This window comes from Haemophilus sp. Marseille-P9675 (assembly GCF_916862695.1).
In the GTDB taxonomy this organism is placed as follows: domain Bacteria; phylum Pseudomonadota; class Gammaproteobacteria; order Enterobacterales; family Pasteurellaceae; genus Haemophilus; species Haemophilus haemolyticus_K.
The window spans coordinates 22855-41575 of the sequence record NZ_CAKASP010000008.1; the positions used below are offsets into that span (position 1 = coordinate 22855).

General features: G+C 39.0%; 14 protein-coding genes. 7 read left to right on the top strand and 7 right to left on the bottom strand.

Features of this window, described 5'->3' with window-relative positions:
• Nucleotides 1-152 precede the first annotated feature (152 nt).
• Nucleotides 153-2075: an ABC transporter ATP-binding protein gene (locus LIX50_RS09000; RefSeq protein ID WP_048953123.1), complete on the top strand. Its 1923-nt coding sequence runs from the start codon at nucleotides 153-155 to the stop codon at nucleotides 2073-2075.
• A 43-nt stretch (nucleotides 2076-2118) separates the two neighbouring features.
• On the opposite strand, the gene LIX50_RS09005 is transcribed toward LIX50_RS09000, so the two are convergent.
• From LIX50_RS09005 to glpT, 6 genes are all read right to left on the bottom strand, one after another.
• A complete protein-coding gene (locus LIX50_RS09005; RefSeq protein ID WP_226385943.1) occupies nucleotides 2119-2793 on the bottom strand; it encodes a phosphoglycolate phosphatase in 675 nt (224 codons plus the stop codon).
• A 21-nt stretch (nucleotides 2794-2814) separates the two neighbouring features.
• Entirely contained in the window at nucleotides 2815-3492 is a 678-nt protein-coding gene (gene rpe, locus LIX50_RS09010) for a ribulose-phosphate 3-epimerase (protein WP_048953099.1), read from the bottom strand.
• Nucleotides 3493-3616: 124 nt separating this feature from the next.
• A complete protein-coding gene (gene glpK / locus LIX50_RS09015; RefSeq protein WP_005635293.1) occupies nucleotides 3617-5128 on the bottom strand; it encodes a glycerol kinase GlpK in 1512 nt (503 codons plus the stop codon).
• 20 nt (nucleotides 5129-5148) lie between these two features.
• On the bottom strand, nucleotides 5149-5943 hold the full coding sequence (locus tag LIX50_RS09020; protein ID WP_048953098.1) for an MIP/aquaporin family protein: 795 nt from the start codon (nucleotides 5941-5943) through the stop codon (nucleotides 5149-5151).
• 227 nt (nucleotides 5944-6170) lie between these two features.
• A complete protein-coding gene (glpQ, locus tag LIX50_RS09025; RefSeq protein ID WP_048953097.1) occupies nucleotides 6171-7265 on the bottom strand; it encodes a glycerophosphodiester phosphodiesterase in 1095 nt (364 codons plus the stop codon).
• 103 nt (nucleotides 7266-7368) lie between these two features.
• A complete protein-coding gene (glpT, locus tag LIX50_RS09030) occupies nucleotides 7369-8811 on the bottom strand; it encodes a glycerol-3-phosphate transporter (RefSeq protein ID WP_048953096.1) in 1443 nt (480 codons plus the stop codon).
• A 293-nt stretch (nucleotides 8812-9104) separates the two neighbouring features.
• Here glpT and glpA point away from each other — a divergent pair, with 293 nt between their 5' ends.
• From glpA to LIX50_RS09060, 6 genes are all read left to right on the top strand, one after another.
• Nucleotides 9105-10796 carry an anaerobic glycerol-3-phosphate dehydrogenase subunit A gene (gene glpA, locus LIX50_RS09035; RefSeq protein ID WP_048953095.1) on the top strand — a complete coding sequence of 564 codons (1692 nt, stop codon included), beginning with the start codon at nucleotides 9105-9107 and terminating at the stop codon, nucleotides 10794-10796.
• Nucleotides 10786-12084: a glycerol-3-phosphate dehydrogenase subunit GlpB gene (glpB, locus tag LIX50_RS09040; protein ID WP_048953094.1), complete on the top strand. Its 1299-nt coding sequence runs from the start codon at nucleotides 10786-10788 to the stop codon at nucleotides 12082-12084. Before glpA ends, glpB begins: the two co-directional genes overlap by 11 nt.
• 11 nt (nucleotides 12085-12095) lie before the next feature.
• Complete coding sequence (gene glpC, locus LIX50_RS09045) at nucleotides 12096-13376, top strand: anaerobic glycerol-3-phosphate dehydrogenase subunit GlpC (RefSeq protein ID WP_048953093.1); 1281 nt, start codon at nucleotides 12096-12098, stop codon at nucleotides 13374-13376.
• Nucleotides 13377-13535: 159 nt separating this feature from the next.
• Nucleotides 13536-16064: a class I adenylate cyclase gene (locus tag LIX50_RS09050; RefSeq protein ID WP_048953092.1), complete on the top strand. Its 2529-nt coding sequence runs from the start codon at nucleotides 13536-13538 to the stop codon at nucleotides 16062-16064.
• Nucleotides 16065-16147: 83 nt separating this feature from the next.
• The gene (cysE, locus tag LIX50_RS09055; RefSeq protein WP_048953091.1) at nucleotides 16148-16951 is read left to right on the top strand and encodes a serine O-acetyltransferase; all 804 of its coding nucleotides are present in this window, start codon (nucleotides 16148-16150) and stop codon (nucleotides 16949-16951) included.
• 9 nt (nucleotides 16952-16960) lie between these two features.
• Complete coding sequence (locus LIX50_RS09060) at nucleotides 16961-17776, top strand: shikimate 5-dehydrogenase (RefSeq protein ID WP_048953090.1); 816 nt, start codon at nucleotides 16961-16963, stop codon at nucleotides 17774-17776.
• Between the two features lie 64 nt (nucleotides 17777-17840).
• Here the strand turns inward: LIX50_RS09060 and LIX50_RS09065 are convergent, their stop codons facing one another.
• Nucleotides 17841-18665 (bottom strand): 5'-nucleotidase, lipoprotein e(P4) family, encoded by an 825-nt coding sequence (locus LIX50_RS09065; RefSeq protein ID WP_048953089.1) that lies wholly within the window; start codon nucleotides 18663-18665, stop codon nucleotides 17841-17843.
• Nucleotides 18666-18721: the final 56 nt, after the last annotated feature.

The window sequence follows — 18721 nt, forward strand, 5'->3', positions numbered from 1 at the left end:
TTTGGCTTATTCTACCTAATTTGCCTAGTAACAACAAAATAAATCTGCCGTAAGTAGTTATTTCTTACTGATTGAAATTGATTTTGTAATAAGTTTTGCATATTGAACATAATGTTGCAAAATAAGCAAAAATTAAGATGTGTTTTAGAAAAATGATTGTATTTAATAATATTTCCTTAAAGCGTGGACAAACGGAATTACTCGACAATGCGGTAGCTACGATTACCCCTAAACAAAAAGTTGGTTTAGTGGGTAAAAATGGTTGTGGTAAATCCTCTCTTTTGGCGTTGTTAAAAAAAGAACTTCAGCCAGAAGGCGGAGATGTGACTTATCCATCAAATTGGGCGGTATCTTGGGTGAATCAAGAAACGCCTGCACTGGATGTTTCTGCAATTGATTATGTAATTCAAGGTGATCGAGAATATTGCCGCTTACAGCAAGAATTAGCTTGGGCGAATGAACAAAACGATGGTAATGCGATTGCACGTATTCACGATAGACTTGATGCTATTAATGCGTGGACAATTCGCTCTCGTGCGGAAACACTTTTACATGGTTTGGGCTTTACTCAGGTAGAAACCAGTCATGCTGTGAAATCCTTCTCCGGTGGTTGGCGAATGAGATTGAATTTAGCACAGGCGTTGCTTTGCCCGTCAGATTTATTGTTACTTGATGAGCCGACGAACCACTTAGATTTGGAGGCAGTGATTTGGTTGGAACGTTGGTTAGTGAATTATCAAGGTACATTGGTGCTGATTTCTCACGACCGTGATTTTCTTGATCCGATCGTGAATAAAATTTTGCATATTGAACATCAAAAACTGAATGAATACACCGGTGATTATTCGTCTTTTGAGGTGCAGCGCGCGACTAAACTTGCACAACAGGTTGCGATGTATCGACAGCAACAACAAAAAATTGCTCATTTACAAAACTATATTGATCGCTTTAAGGCAAAAGCGACTAAGGCAAAACAGGCGCAAAGTCGAGTGAAAGCGTTAGAACGAATGGAACTTATTGCACCAGCTTATGCAGATAATCCCTTCACCTTTGCATTTCGTTCCCCTGCTACTTTGCCAAGCCCTTTAGTGATGATTGAACAAGCTAGTGCGGGTTATGGAGAAGGGGAAAGTGTGGTTGAAATTTTGAGTAAAATTAAACTTAATCTTGTGCCAGGTTCACGCATTGGTTTATTGGGGAAAAATGGTGCAGGTAAATCAACTTTGATTAAACTTTTAGCTGGAGAGCTGACCGCACTTTCAGGCAATGTTCAACTTGCTAAAGGTGTACAGCTTGGTTATTTTGCTCAACATCAGTTGGATACGCTTCGTGCGGAAGAATCTGCGCTTTGGCATATGCAAAAAATCGCACCAGAACAAACTGAACAACAGGTACGTGATTATCTTGGTAGTTTTGCTTTTCACGGAGATAAAGTGAATCAAGCGGTGAAGTCCTTTTCCGGTGGTGAAAAAGCGAGATTAGTTTTAGCATTAATTGTATGGCAACGCCCAAATTTGCTGTTATTGGATGAGCCAACTAACCACTTGGATTTAGATATGCGCCAAGCTTTAACAGAAGCCTTGGTTGATTACGAAGGTTCGCTAGTTGTTGTCTCTCACGATCGTCATTTACTACGTAATACGGTAGAAGAATTTTATTTAGTACATGATAAACAAGTGGAAGAATTTAAGGGGGACTTAGACGATTATCAGAAATGGTTAACCGAACAAAATAGTCAATTGATATCCAAATCTAATGATGAAATTGAAGCTACAGAAAATGCTACTTCTAACCAAAATCGTAAAGAACAAAAACGCCGTGAGGCGGAATTACGTCAACAAACCGCACCATTTCGTAAAAAAATTGTTCAGTTGGAAGACAAAATGGATAAGTACTCTCAACAACTTGTAGAGATCGAAAATCAGCTGTCGGATTCAGAGCTTTATAATGCAGAAAATAAAGAAAAATTAACCGCACTTTTGAATGAACAAGTGACAGTGAAAAAGTCGTTAGAAATAGTGGAAGCAGATTGGATGATTGCGCAGGAAACGTTGGAAGGAATGTTGAATCTTTAGATTGAGTTAGGGCGGAAAACTGCCGCCCTATTTTAAAGATATCTTACAAAATTGTTAGTAACTGAGAAAAATCATCGAATACCCAATCTGGGTTGGAATCGCTAATAGGCATATTATAGTTATACCCATAGGTTAATCCGACAGCGGGGCAACCTGCTGCGTGTGCAGCAAGAATATCATTTTTAGAATCACCAACAAAAAGTATTTGGCGTGGTTCAACACCGAATTTCCCACATAAATAATAAAGTGGCCCTGGATTGGGTTTGATTGCAGGTAGTGATTGTCCACCAAGCATTTCGCTAAATAAATGATCAATACTAAATGCGGACAACACAGGTTGAACATGACGTGTTGGCTTATTTGTTACGACTGCAAGCGTATAGCCTTTTTCTTTTAAATTTTCTAAAGTTTCCTTCACATTGGGATATAAACGGCTGATATTGCATAAATTTTCACCGTAGTAAAAATTAAACCGCGCTTTTACTTTTTCAATCTCAGACACTGTTAATTCTCGACCGCTTTGAGCACAAGCCCAATCTAATGCTCGGGCAATTAAGACAGGTGCACCGTTGCCAATCCAAGTGAGTACTAATTCTTCGGATGCTTGAGGTAAGCTAAATTCAGTTAATGCAGAGTTTACTGATAAGGCTAAATCTGGCAGGCTATTTACTAAGGTTCCGTCTAAATCAAATCCAATAAGTTTAAATTGTGTATTCATTTGTTATCTCTTCTAAAAATATTATTGGGCTTTCATATTTGATAATTGTGTACGCATTTGATCTATTACTTGTCTATAATCGGATTTTCCAAAAATGGCTGAGCCCGCCACAAACATATCAGCACCTGCAGCAGCAATTTCTGCAATATTATCGACTTTAACACCACCATCAACTTCGAGACGAATATCATAGCCACTGTTATCAATAATTTTACGTGCTTGTTGAAGTTTTTGTAAGGTTGCAGGAATAAAGGATTGACCACCAAAACCTGGGTTTACTGACATTAATAATACAATGTCAATTTTGTCTAACACATAATCTAAATAACTTAGTGGTGTTGCGGGGTTAAAAACTAAACCAGATTTACAACCGTGATCACGAATGAGTTGTAAAGTGCGGTCAATATGTTCGCTAGATTCTGGATGAAATGTAATATAGTTTGCCCCAGCTTTGGCAAAGTCAGGAATAATTCTATCCACAGGTTTTACCATTAAATGTACATCAATTGGCGCGGTAATCCCATAATCCCGTAAGGACTGGCATACTGCGGGGCCAAAAGTGAGATTAGGCACATAATGGTTATCCATCACATCGAAATGAATGACATCTGCGCCAGCATTAAGCACACGTTGTACATCATCTCCAAGTCGAGCAAGATCGGCAGACAGAATAGAGGGGGCAATGAGATAAGGTTTCATGATGATTCTCCATTGAGAAAATAATATCTTTAGTTTACTGATTTGAGATAAAAAAACCAATAAAAAACGACCGCACTTACGATCGTTTTGAAGTAATGAACATTTGAAAATAGGCAATAAAAAATTATTCTTCATCCTCTTTTGCCCATTCTAATGAGCGTTTAACGGCTTTTTTCCAGCCTTTGTAGCGACGTTCGCGTTTTTCATTGTCGCTGTCTGGGCTGAAAGTGCGTTCTACACGGGCTTTATCACGAAGCTCGTCTAAATCTTTCCAGAAGCCTGTTGCTAAACCTGCAAGGTAAGCGGCGCCTAGCGCAGTCACTTCTTTTACAACTGGGCGCTCAACATTTACATCTAAAATATCAGCTTGGAATTGCATTAAGAAGTTATTGTTGGTCGCGCCACCATCTACACGGAGGTATTGTAAGCGTTCACCTGAATCTGATTGCATAGCCTCTAAGACATCGCGGGTTTGGTAAGCAATAGATTCTAATGTTGCACGAACAATATGATTACGGTTTGCACCGCGAGAAAGGCCAAAAATTGCACCGCGCGCATATGGATCCCAATATGGTGCACCTAACCCAGTGAAAGCTGGAACAACATATACGCCATTACTATCAGTTACTTTTTGTGCAAAGTATTCAGAGTCAAAACTATCGTGAACAATTTTGAGTTCATCACGGAGCCATTGGATTGATGCACCCGCGATAAATACTGAACCTTCTAAGGCATATTCTGGTTCGCCTTTTGCATTACAAGCAATGGTTGTGAGAAGTCCATTTTTGGATGTAATAGCTTTGTTACCTGTGTGGAGCAACATAAAGCAACCTGTGCCGTAAGTGTTTTTGGCTTGGCCTGCATGTACGCAAAGATGTCCGTAAAGTGCAGCTTGTTGGTCACCTGCAATCCCTGCAACAGGAATACGAACACCGCCTTTACCACCGATATTGGTTTGGCCGTAAATTTCAGAAGAGTTGCGTACTTCAGGTAACATTGAACGTGGAATATTCAAGATTTCAAGCATCTTGTCGTCCCATTGTTTGGTATGAATGTTGAATAACATGGTACGAGATGCATTGGTGTAATCGGTTACGTGCACTCGGCCTTGAGTCAGTTTCCATACAAGCCAAGTATCAACGGTACCAAATAATAATTCGCCTCGTTCTGCTTTTTCTCGAGCACCTTCAACATTATCCAAAATCCATTTCACTTTTGTACCAGAGAAGTAAGGGTCAACCACTAAGCCTGTGGTATTGCGAATGTATTCTTCATGACCATCGGCTTTTAATTTATCGGTAATGTCTGCAGTACGGCGACATTGCCATACGATAGCGTTATAAACAGGCGTACCAGTTGCTTTTTCCCATACAATGGTGGTTTCACGTTGGTTGGTGATACCGATAGCAGCAATTTCATCAGATGTAATGCCCGCTTTGGCAACGACTTCGTTTAAGGTTGAGCTTTGAGTTGCCCAAATTTCCATAGGGTTATGTTCTACCCAGCCTGCTCGAGGGTAGATTTGGGTAAATTCACGTTGTGCAATTTCAACCACATTCGCATTATGATCTAATAATACTGCGCGAGAGCTTGTTGTGCCTTGGTCTAATGCAATGATGTATTTTTTGTCTGTCATAGTATTACTCCTTCAAATAATTATTCGCAGCCGCAATTACAAGGTAAATTGCCGCCAATTGCTTTTTTGTATAACCATGCACCAGCTAATGCGCCTAAAACGGGTGCAACCATTGGAACGATAAAATAAGGGATTTCGCGTCCGCCAGTTAAAGCGAGTTCGCCCCAGCCAGCGAGATAAGCAAAGAATTTTGGTCCGAAGTCACGTGCTGGATTCATGGCAAAACCTGTTAATGGGCCCATAGCACCGCCGAGAACCGCGATTAATACACCAATTAATAATGGGGCAAGTGGACCACGAGGTACACCGTTTCCATCGTCAGTTAATGCCATAATTAATGCCATAAGAATTGCAGTAATCACAAATTCCACAGCAAAGGCGCCACCAACGCTTAAACTTGGATGAGGATAAGTGGAGAATGTACCCGCAAGGCTTAAACTTTCTTGTGTACCGCGAACAATATTGTGGGCTGTTTCATAATCGATAAAAACATTGCGGTATAAGGCATAAACTAATGCTGCAGCAAAGAATGCGCCGAGCATTTGTGAAATGATGTAAGGAATTACTTTTTTGCCATCAAAGCAAGCAAATTTCCAAAGGGCAATGGTTACTGCTGGGTTTAAATGTGCGCCAGATAAACCAGCTGTTGCATATACTGCAAGTGCAACGCCCATCCCCCACATAATGCTGATTTCCCACAAGCCAAAACTAGCGCCTGCTACTTTTAGTGCTGCAACGCAGCCCACACCAAAGAAAATCAATAAGGCTGTACCTAAAAACTCGCCAATACAGTTCGCTTTTAATGATTTATCCATAGATCACTCCTTAGAAGTGCGGTTGAAATGAAGAGTGTTTTCCCTAAATAAAGGGGAAGAATTTATTAAAAAGAATACGGAGTGTTTTGAAATAGCCTCCTTATTTGAATTCTAGGTTAGAACACCTAGATTGATTATGATGTTACTCTGTTAGAGTAAATTTTTAGCTTCTACAATATAGAAACCTAGTTAACCGTGGGTATGTTTACCCACGGTTGTGAGGGATATTATTTTTTCCCTTTTAAGAATTCCACGCCAGTATCTGGGAAATCAGTAAATACGCCTGTTGCACCTGATTTATTCAATAATGCATCGTACATTTGATTTACATCTGTGAAGAATTCTGGCAATGCGTCTTTACGCACTGTATATGGATGAAGTTCAACTTTGTATTGAGCAAGCTCTTTTACTAATGGTGTGTATACAATGTTGCCTGGTTTAGATTTTTCTTTATCTACTAACATATACCAACCCGGACCAACACCATCAGCATATTTTACCACTTCTGCCATTGCACCTGGTTTAAACATCCAATCGTAATCGTAGTTTACCCATTTACCTTTCGCATCTTTTTCTTGCGTTTCTTTCCAATCTGTATAAGCCACTAATTGAACTAATTTCAAATCCATGCCCATTTTTGGAAGTAATTCAGTTTTGATACGTTTTAACTCATTAAAGTCGAAAGTTTGTAAGTAAACCATATCGGTTTTCTTATCATAGCCATATTTTTTCAATACTTTGAGCGTTTCTACGGCAATATCTTTGCCATTTTGATGGTGGAACCAAGGTGCCTTGATTTCTGGATAAATCCCTACTTTTTTGCCTGTAGATTTTTCCAAGCCTTGGATAAATTCAATTTCATCTTCAAAGGTGTGAATTCTGAAGTGTGATTTCCAAAGTGGGAAACGACCAGGATAAACTTGTGCTTGTTTGCCATCTTTGGTTTCAAAGTTTTCTGTCATTTCTAAACTTTGAATTTCTTTCAAGGTAAAGTCGATGACATAGTAACGACCGTCTTTACGGTGACGATGTGGGAATTTTTTCGCTACATCAGTCAAGCCATCTAAAAAGTGATCGTGAATAACCACTAAACGACCATCTTTAGTCATGGCTAAATCTTGCTCTAAATAATCAGCATGTTGTGCAAACGCAAGTGCTTTAGATTCTAAAGTATGCTCTGGTAAATAACCGCTAGCACCACGGTGAGCAATAATGATTTTGTCTGATTTCATTTGGGTGTTTGCCATGCTTGATGAATGGCTGCTGCAACCTGCAAGTACGCCAGCTGCTAATAAAGAAAGCGCTAAAGTTTTAAGTTTCATAAGTATTTTCTCCTTAAGAGTGCGGTAAATTTTTATGGTTTTTTTAGATTTTAGTTACAAAAAAGGCGACTAAGCAATTTGCCCGTCGCCTTTTTTAAGCTAATTATTTAGTACCGTAAGTATCGCCTAATTTCGCTTTGTGTTTTCCTTCTTCAACCATTACGATTAAGAGTAATAACACAGCTAATACGCCACCGCCGATCATTACGTAGAAACCACCGTCCCATCCGTAATGTTGAGCAGCCCAACCGATAACTGCAGATGCAGAAACTGTACCACCTAAGTAACCGAATAAACCGGTGAAACCTGCTGCAGTACCTGCTGCTTTTTTCGGTGCTAACTCAAGAGCATGTAAACCGATTAACATTACAGGACCATAGATTAAGAAACCGATTAAAGTCATTAAAATGAAGTCAGTTAATTGGTATGGGTTTTGATACCATGCGCTGTAGTTTGCTAATTCAGCTTCTGGTGTAGCAGGGTTCATCCAGTACGCAATAACCGCTGCAGTTGTTAAGATCATGAAGATGAAACCAGTTAAACCACGTTTACCTTTGAATACTTTATCTGATACCCAACCACATAATAATGTACCTGGAACCGCTGCTAATTCATAGATTGTATACGCCCATGCGGTACCTTTGATGTTGAAGTGTTTTACTTCGCTCAAATAAACCGGAGACCATTTTAATACACCGTAGCGGATTAAATATACGAACACGTTAGCAAGTGCGATGTACCATAACAATTTGTTTTTCAATACATAAGTAACGAAGATTTCTTTTGTGCTTAAATCGTTTTCGTAAGTTTTTTCGTTATAGTCATCAGGGTAGTCATTACGCCATTTTTCGATAGATGGTAAACCACAAGATTGTGGAGTATCACGCATCACGAAGTAAACTGGAATTGCACAGATCATTGCTGCAATACCCGGATAGTATAGGGATTGTTGCCAAATGTCTTTTGCTTGTGCTTCGATACCATGAGTGCTGAAGAAGACGGCACTTGCTAATAGCACCATTGCACCAGGCATCATACCACCGATATTGTGCGCAGTATTCCAAATTGACACGATAGTACCGCGTTCAGATTTAGACCACCAGTGCACCATAGTACGACCACATGGAGGCCATCCCATACCTTGGAACCAACCATTTAAGAAGATCATCGCCCACATGATAGCGATGCCAGAGGTTGCCCATGGGAATAGACCCATTAAGGTCATACATAAACCAGATAGTAATAAACCAAATGGTAGGAATACACGAGGGTTAGAACGGTCAGACATACCAGCCATGACGAATTTTGATAAACCGTAAGCAAGACCAGCTGCAGAACCGATTACACCAAGCTCAGCTTTTGTATAAAGACCTGCTTGAATTAAACCAGGTTGTGCTAAGTCAAAGTTTGCACGCACGAAATAGTATGCGGCATAACCAAAGAAGATCCCTGCGAATACTTGCCAACGTAAGCGTCTATACGTGGAATCAATTTTTTCCGCTGGAAGTTCCGCAATATGCGGAGCGGGTTTAAATGGACCAAACATAATTTTTCTCCAACTTTGTAATTATGTGTTATTGAAATTTACCCTTCAGATAGTAAGGGATGTGCTGCATCATAAAAGAAAATAAAAAATAAGAAAGTAGTAAAATGCAAAAATGTGAAGTGTTTCACAAAAATTTTACTTTGTCTGAGCGAATGCGAAAATTATTGTGATCAACTTCACAAATTCATTTTCTTTTCCGCTCAAAATGTTGTTAATTTAAGCATACTTAAATACAATACTCTCTGTATTTTTTATATTACTTTTTTGTTAAATTTTGGGAATTGGGGGTAAACATGGGATTATCGCCTAGCATGTACAAAGATGTTGGAGATTTTTCGCCACTCAGTACCGATGTCATTATTATTGGTGGTGGCGCAACGGGTGCTGGTATTGCGCGTGACTGTGCACTTCGTGGTATTGATTGTATTTTATTGGAACGCCGAGACATCGCAACGGGTGCGACAGGACGTAACCACGGATTATTACACAGTGGTGCACGTTATGCCGTAAACGACCAAGAATCTGCTGAAGAATGTATTAAAGAAAACCGCATTTTGCGCAAAATTGCGCGCCATTGCGTAGATGAAACGGAAGGCTTATTTATCACTTTGCCTGAAGATTCTCTCGACTATCAAAAAACCTTCCTTGAGAGTTGTGCAAAATCTGGAATTGATGCGCAAGCCATTGATCCTGACTTAGCTAAAATTATGGAGCCTTCTGTAAATCCAGATTTAGTGGGCGCTGTTGTTGTGCCAGATGGTTCTATTGACCCATTCCGTTTAACTGCCTCTAATATGATGGATGCGACAGAAAACGGCGCAAAAATGTTCACTTATTGCGAAGTAAAAAATTTGATTCGTGAAGGTGGAAAAGTGATTGGTGTGAATGTGTACGATCATAAAAATCGTAGAGAACGCCAATTTTTTGCACCGTTGGTTGTGAATGCTGGTGGTATTTGGGGACAAGGGATTGCGGAATATGTCGATCTCAAAATCAAAATGTTCCCTGCGAAAGGTGCATTGCTCGTAATGGGCCATCGTATTAATAAACTTGTCATTAACCGCTGCCGTAAACCAGCTGATGCGGATATTCTTGTTCCAGGCGATACAATTTGTGTTATTGGTACAACGTCAAGTCGTGTGCCTTATGATCAAATCGATAACATGCAAGTGACGCCAGAGGAGGTGGATATTCTTTTCCGTGAAGGTGAAAAACTTGCACCGAGTTTACGTCATACTCGCGTATTACGTGCTTATGCAGGGGTGCGTCCATTAGTTGCGAGTGATGATGATCCATCAGGTCGTAATGTGAGTCGTGGTATTGTGTTACTTGACCACGCAGAACGCGATGGCTTAGATGGCTTTATTACTATTACAGGCGGTAAGTTAATGACTTATCGTTTAATGGCTGAATGGGCGACCGACCTTGTTTGTAAAAAACTCAATAAAACGGCTCGTTGTGTCACTGCGGAGCAACCTTTGCCAGGCTCTACTGAAAGCCGTCAAGAGACCAATCAAAAAGTCATTTCATTACCAAGTACTATTCGTTATTCCGCCGTGTATCGTCATGGTTCACGTGCTACTCGTTTGCTTGAAAAAGAACGTTTAGATCGTTCAATGGTTTGCGAATGTGAAGCGGTGACGGCGGGCGAAGTGCGCTATGCGATTGATGAACTGGGCGTAAATAACATTGTGGATTTACGTCGCCGTACTCGTGTTGGTATGGGTACTTGCCAAGCTGAGCTTTGTGCATGTCGTGCTGCTGGCTTAATGAACCGTTTTGAAGTGGCAACACCAACTCAATCAACGACTCAACTTTCTGCCTTTATGGAAGAACGCTGGCGCGGTATTGAGCCGATTGCTTGGGGTGAAGCTATTCGCGAAGCCGAATTTACATCTTGGATGTATGGTAGCGTATTAGGTTTAAATGATGTGAAACCGCTTGATGAACAAGCACAACAAGGGACGGATAGCAATGAATTTTGATGTAGCCATTATTGGCGGTGGTTTAGCGGGTTTAACCTGTGGTATCGCTCTTCAACAACGCGGCAAACGTTGCGTGATAATCAACAACGGTCAAGCAGCCATTGATTTTGCATCCGGCTCTTTAGATTTATTAAGCCGTATACCATCAACTCCAAATGGAGAAGGTCGCGCGGTAGAAAATTTAAAAGAAAATATTACCGCACTTCGCAATGAATTACCTGCTCACCCTTATAGTTTATTAGGTGCAGAGAAAGTACTTGCTAAAGCGCAAGATTTTGAACGTTTAGCTAATGAATTAAATCTTGATTTAATTGGTTCTACGGAAAAGAACCATTGGCGTGTAACTGGCTTAGGCAGTTTGCGTGGTGCGTGGCTTTCACCAAATAGTGTGCCAATTGTACAAGGCAATGAACGTTTTCCGCATAAACGTATTGCTGTGCTTGGTATTGAAGGTTATCACGATTTTCAACCGCAACTTTTGGCGGCAAATTTGGTGTTAAACCCACAATTTGAGCATTGTGAGGTGACTAGTGGTTTCTTAAATATTCCACAATTAGACGAGCTTCGTAAAAATGCTCGTGAGTTCCGCAGTGTAAACATCTCTCAACTTCTAGAGCACAAACTTGCGTTTAATGATCTTGTTAAAGAAATTATTGAATCAGCGCAAGGTGCAGAAGCAGTATTTTTACCGGCTTGTTTTGGTTTAGAAAACCAAGAATTTATGACCGCACTTCGTGATGCAACTAAACTCGCATTATTTGAATTACCAACGTTGCCACCATCATTACTTGGTATGCGTCAACGTATTCAATTACGCCGTAAATTTGAATCCCTTGGTGGTTTAATGATTAACGGTGATAGTGCATTGAGCGCAACATTTGAAGGAAACCAAGTACGTTGTATCAACACTCGCTTGCTCGAAGATGAAGAAATTACTGCAGATAACTTCGTACTAGCTTCAGGCAGTTTCTTCAGTAAAGGACTCATTTCTGAATTCGATAAAATTTATGAGCCGGTTTTTGAATCCGATATTATCGGTGTTGAAGGGTTTAACGATAAAGATCGTTTTACTTGGACTGCTCATCGTTTTGCTCATCCACAACCTTATCAATCTGCTGGTGTGGCAATTAATGCGCAATGCCAAGTGCAAAAGAGCGGTCAATATTTAACGAATTTATATGCCGTCGGTAATGTAATTGGTGGTTTTAATGCGCTTGAACTAGGTTGTGGTTCGGGTGTCGCAGTTGTAACTGCCTTGGCGGTTGCTGATGAAATCTTGGCGAAATAAGGGGGAATAATATGGATAATAATATTCAACGACTCATTGATAGTGCAAAACAATCCCTAAATTCACCTGAAAGCCATAAATATATCGACGAAAGTTTTGAAAGCTGTATTAAATGTACGGCTTGTACCGCTGTTTGTCCGGTTTCACGCAACAATCCGCTTTATCCTGGTCCAAAACAATCTGGCCCAGATGGTGAGCGTTTACGCTTAAAATCTGCTGAACTTTACGATGAAGCACTTAAATATTGTACCAACTGTAAACGTTGTGAAGTGGCTTGTCCGTCTGATGTGAAAATCGGTGATTTAATTGTGCGTGCACGTAATAACCACTTAGCACAATCTAAAAAACCGTTAATGAATAAATTGCGTGATGCGATTTTAAGTAACACGGATGTCATGGGGAAAATCAATACGCCATTAGCGCCGATTGTAAACACTATCACAAGCCTAAAAGCTACCAAATTTATGTTGGAAAAAACGCTTAAAATTAGTAAAGAACGTACTTTACCTAAATATGCGTTTGGCACGTTCCGCAGCTGGTATATGAAAAATGCGTTACAAGGCCAACAAAAATTTGAGCGTAAAGTCGCGTATTATCATGGTTGTTATGTGAACTACAATAATCCGCAGCTTGGTAAAGAATTCCTTAAAGTATTCAATGCGATGAACATTGGAGTGATGTTACTAGAAAAAGAAAAATGCTGTGGTTTACCATTAATGGTGAATGGTTTCCCAGAACGTGCACGTAATATCGCACGGTTCAATACCGATTACATTGGAAAAATGGTAGATGAAAATGGACTAGATGTGATCAGTGAAGCATCAAGTTGTTCACTTAATCTGCGTGATGAATACCATCATATTTTAGGTATCGATAATGCTAAAGTGCGTCCGCATATTCATATGGTGACGCCATTCTTATACCAACTGTTCAAAGAAGGTAAAACATTACCGTTGAAACCACTTAAACTTCGAGTGGCTTATCACACCGCTTGTCACGTAGATAAGGCGGGTTGGGCACCTTATACTTTGGAAGTGTTGAAAAAAATTCCTGGTTTAGAAATCATTATGTTACCTAGCCAATGCTGTGGTATTGCTGGGACTTACGGTTTTAAATCAGAAAACTATGAGGTTTCACAATCTATTGGTAAAAACCTATTCGATAATATTAATGAAGGTGGGTTTGATTACGTCATATCTGAATGCCAAACCTGTAAATGGCAAATTGATATGTCATCCAATGTGACCTGTATTCACCCATTAACCTTACTCTGTATGTCGATGGATGCTTAGTTAAGAAAATGTTACACCTTAATCATCTATATTCTAGATTAAGGTGTAATAAATCGAATGATAGAATAGTACCGCGCTATTTCGTTTAATTCTTTTGCTTTCCTACACCTCAAGTGGTAAATTACTTAGTAATTTTTGCTGTTCTGGTAAGGACGCCGCTTGGAATATAATCTTGAACGAGCCAAACAATGGGTAAAGGCTTTAGATAAACGTCGTTTTGAACGAGCGTTACTGGGTTCTGGCGATGCGTTTCAACATGTGTTATCAATAGTTCCTTTACTTTTACAGAGTAATCACCCACAGCTTCCTGGCTATGTCATTCATGCTCCATCAGGGGTTTCCGGTTTCCATATTTCTGATTATCAAAAGCGATGGCTTGTTAATGAATACGGTATTAATTATGCCGATTGTAAATATATAAATCATCAAAGTGCGGTAAATTTTCAATCTGTTTTGCCTCCTATTTTAGGTGTGTATGTGATGGGGAGTTTTGGTTCTATTAGCCAAACTTCATCTTCTGATTTAGATACTTGGATTTGTGTCCGTGATGGCCTTAGTTCAGATGAATGTGCACTTATTACCAAAAAAGCTAAACGTATTTCTGAATGGGCGACTCAGTTTAATGTAGAAATTAATTTCTATTTAGTAGATCAGCAACGCTTTCGCCATGAACATTATGCTGATTCACTCACCGCCGAAAATAGTGGATCCGCACAGTATATGTTGCTGTTGGATGAATTTTATCGGTCAGCAGTTCGTTTAGCGGGTAAACCTTTGTTATGGCTACATTTATGGGTTGAAAACGAAAAGGATTATGAAAAGGAAGTTGAACGACTGATTGAATCTGGGGAACTCGATCCAAATGATTGGGTTGATTTTGGCGGTTTAGGTCAATTCTCGGCGAGTGAATATTTTGGGGCTAGCTTATGGCAGCTTTATAAAGGAATTGATTCTCCTTATAAATCAGTACTCAAAATTTTACTGCTAGAAGCTTATTCTAAAGAATATCCTAATACCTGTTTAATTGCACGCACCTTTAAACGCGATTTACTTTCAGGTTGTGCTAATCCAGATCACCATTTTGATCCTTATATTGCTATCCTTTCAAAAGTTACTCAATATTTAACCGCACTTTCTGAATTTAAGCGCCTTGATTTTGTACGTCGTTGTTTTTATGTGAAAGCAACGAAGGATCTTGCACTTTACCAAGCAGATAATTGGCGTATCCGTTATATGGAAATTTTGGCTCGGGAATGGGGATGGTCTGATGAAACTGTACAATTCCTTAATTGTCGCCCACTTTGGAAAATCAAAGCAGTCAAAGAAAATCATGATAATGTGGTGAAGTTTTTGATGTTGAGTTACCGTAACTTAGTTGAGTTTGCTCGAAAACATCGAATTCACTCAAGTGTTGTACCACAAGATATTAATATTCTTTCACGTAAACTTTATACGGCCTTTGAAGCAATTCCGGGTAAGGTCACTTTACTCAACACGCAAATTTCCCATAATTTGTCGGAAGATCATATTACCTTCTTAGAAGTACGAGGAAATAAGCATTTTAAAGATGGCTGGTATCTTATTAATCAGTCGCCAAATCATATTATGTTTTCTAAAGAGCGAGTGATTGAATATGGTGAGAGCTTAAATAAACTCGTCGCATGGGCATATTTTAATCGTCTTTTAACTGAGAAGACGCACTTATCTATTTTCAGTAAAAAAGTGAGTTCAGCAACATTATATCGTTTTGTAAGTAATCTTCGAGTGGCATTTCCAAGTACTGTCGCACCTCAACCAAGTAATAGTGATTTATTAAATCAGTGTGAAATTCGTAGTTTGTTTATTGCTATTAATCTGACGTTAGATCCAACAGCGAATGTAGAAGAAGTATTAACAGATATTTCATCAAGAGATTTATTTAGTTTTGGTGCAATGGAGCAAAGCCTTGTAGGAAGTATTGATTTTACTTATCGTAATATTTGGAATGAAATTCGTACCCTTCATTTTGAAGGTCAAAATGCGATTTTGCTTGCTCTAAAAGTGCTTTCTAACAAAATTTATCGTGGAGTGAATCGACCTGATTCGATTCAAGTATATTGTTATAGCAAACGTTATAGACAAGATTTATGCCAGCTTGTTAGCGGGTTAGTTAATCGTTGTGTGAGTATTCAGGTTGGAGAGACGTCATTAAGTCATTCCTCTCGTTTACGTGTTGCCGGTAAAAATTGGCAATTCTTCTTTGAAGAGCGTGGTATCACTTTACAAGAAATCCAGAATGATTCTGCGCTTGATGATATAAAAAGTGCGGTAGATTTTGATGAAGTTTTACAAAATCCTATTAAGGATAGTGAAATGACCCAAGAAAGCCGTTGTTATCCAGCAGAAATGGATGCGTTTGCTCGAGAAGGTTTCTTACAGTTTTTCTTTGAAGATAATCCAGATCACAGTTTTAATGTTTATATTTTAGATGAAGCTAATCGTCTTGAAATTTATCGCCGATGTGATGGTGAAAAGGATGATAAAGTGCGTGAGATTAATCAACTTTACCAAAATGCTAAGCATGAGGGAGATAATAATCCTTATAATATCATTTTGCGTAATTTTAATTATCCGCAATTTTATCAATTACAAAATAGTGAAAAAGGAAGGGTGATAGTGCCTTTTCAATTTCGTTTAGCTAATGTTTAGTTGATATTGCGTTATAATTTTGTTGGATAAATTAAGATATGGCCAGGCTTGCCAATAAAATGGGCGGAGAAAGGGGATATAATATGACATTAGAGGTATGGCAGTACATCCGTCAAGAGGCCAAAATGCTCGCAGAGCATGAGCCTATGTTAGCAAGTTTCTTTCACTCTACTATTTTGAAACATCAAAATCTTGGTAGTGCATTGAGTTATTTACTTGCTAATAAATTAGCGAATCCTATTATGCCAGCGATCTCTTTACGAGAAATCATTGAAGAAGCCTATCAAGCTAATCCTTCAATTATTGATTGTGCAGCAAGTGATATTAAAGCTGTGCGTCAGCGCGATCCAGCGGTGGAATTGTGGACTACGCCATTACTTTATTTAAAAGGTTTCCATGCTATTCAGAGTTATCGGATTACACATTATTTGTGGAATCAGAATCGAAAAGCGCTTGCGCTTTATTTGCAAAATCAGATTTCAGTAGCCTTTGATGTAGATATTCATCCTGCAGCTAAAATTGGTCATGGCATCATGTTTGATCATGCCACAGGAATTGTCGTAGGGGAGACCTCTATAATTGAGAATGATGTGTCTATTTTGCAAGGTGTAACACTTGGCGGAACAGGTAAAGAATCTGGTGATCGTCATCCAAAAGTACGCGAGGGCGTGATGATTGGTGCTGGTGCTAAAATTTTAGGTAATATCGAAGTTGGAAAATATGCCAAAATTGGGGCTAATTCAGTCGTGCTTCATCCTGTACCAGAATACGCGACAGCTGCTGGGGTACCGGCGAGAATTGTTGGGCAAGATAAAGCTGCAAAACCTGCATTTGATATGAACCAATATTTTATTGGACTTGATGATGGTATGAATTTAAATATTTAGAAAAGTAAAATGATAAATAAAGATACTCAACTCTGTATGTCGTTGTCAGGACGACCAGGTAATTTTGGAACCACATTTCATAATTATTTATATGAAAAGTTAGGGTTAAATTTCATTTATAAAGCCTTTACGACACAAGATATTGAACATGCAGTGAAAGGTATACGAGCATTAGGTGTTCGTGGTTGTGCTGTTTCTATGCCGTTTAAAGAAAGTTGTATGCCTTTTTTAGATGAAATCCATTCTTCAGCAAAAGCGATAGAATCAGTAAATACTATTGTGAATGATGATGGTTTCTTACGTGCTTATAACACAGATTATATTGCTATTGTAAAATTAATTGAGAAATATCAACTGAATAATTATGCTTCCGTGATTGTACAAGGCAGTGGCGGGATGGCGAAGGCCGTTGTTGCTGCATTTAAAAATAGGGGCTTTGAGAAGCTTAAAATTTATGCTCGCAATGCAAAAACAGGGCGATATTTAGCCGCACTTTATGGTTATGAATATATTGATTCGTTGGTAAATCAGTGTGCAGAAATTTTGGTAAATGTCACCCCGATAGGCATGAAAGGTGGAAAAGAAGAAACTGAGTTGGCTTTTCCACAATCTATGATTAATGCTGCAAATATCGCTTTTGATGTTGTTGCTATTCCGGCTGAAACCCCCTTTATCCGTTATGCAGAATCTAAAGGGAAAAAGGTTATTTCAGGTGCTGAGGTTATTGTTTTACAAGCGGTTGAACAATTTGAACTTTACACGCATCAGCGTCCAAGTAATGAATTAATAGAAGAAGCGGCAGCATTTGCAAGAACAAGAAGTTAAATAAAATCTCCATTAAATAACATTTAATGGAGATTTTTTATCAACTACTATTAATGATAACAGACTATTTACCATCCCATGCTTGTACGGCATCTAGACGTGCTTTAATTTTGCCTTGGGTATCTTTTTTAAAGTAACCGTCAGCTAATCCACCTTCCCAGCCACCGTAATTTGCATTTGGTAATACAATAAAGGTTTTACCAAATTTAGCCTGATTTTGTTGTACAAATGAACGACGTTCATTGTTACTTTTTCCGTAGACTGTATCTCCGAAATCGTCTAGGTTATCGCCAGCGTAAAGAACAATCTCATAGCCTTGTTTTTCAATCTCGGCAAAACGCGCAGCTTTAGCAGATTTATCTTTTTTAAAGTAAAAGGATGAATCATCTAAGCCTTTAAAGCCAAGACGTTTCATATCGTCAATGGTACCGGTTTTTTCTGTGCTATCTTTACGGTTAGTCACGTAAAACATTTTACCGTTATGTGAATTTACATAATTATTAAATTCTACTGCGCCAGGGATAGCTCGGGATTGGCGAGCTTCAACCCAACGCGTCCAATCTTTTCCATCAAATGGTTTATTGTTTTTTACTTGCCAACCAGCATAAAGGCTGTTATCTAACATGGTTTCATCTAAATCAACAACAACCGCTTTTTTCTTTCCTTTAGTAACTTTTGCGTGATCAAAGGCAACTTTTGCTGCATTGTATGCTTGATAAGTTAATGCTTGGTATTCACCCGAATCTTGCATCCAGTTTAATCCAAGAACTGCTTGTTGTTGCAATTGTGCATTAGCATGTTCCTTTGAATCCATTGAATGAGTACTACATCCAGCGAGAACAAAAGCAGAAATTGCAGCAAGTGCGGTCATTTTTAAGGTTGTTTTCATGTTAAATTACTCTCCATATTAAGGCAGTTAAATACTGTGGGGAGTATATCAAGTCT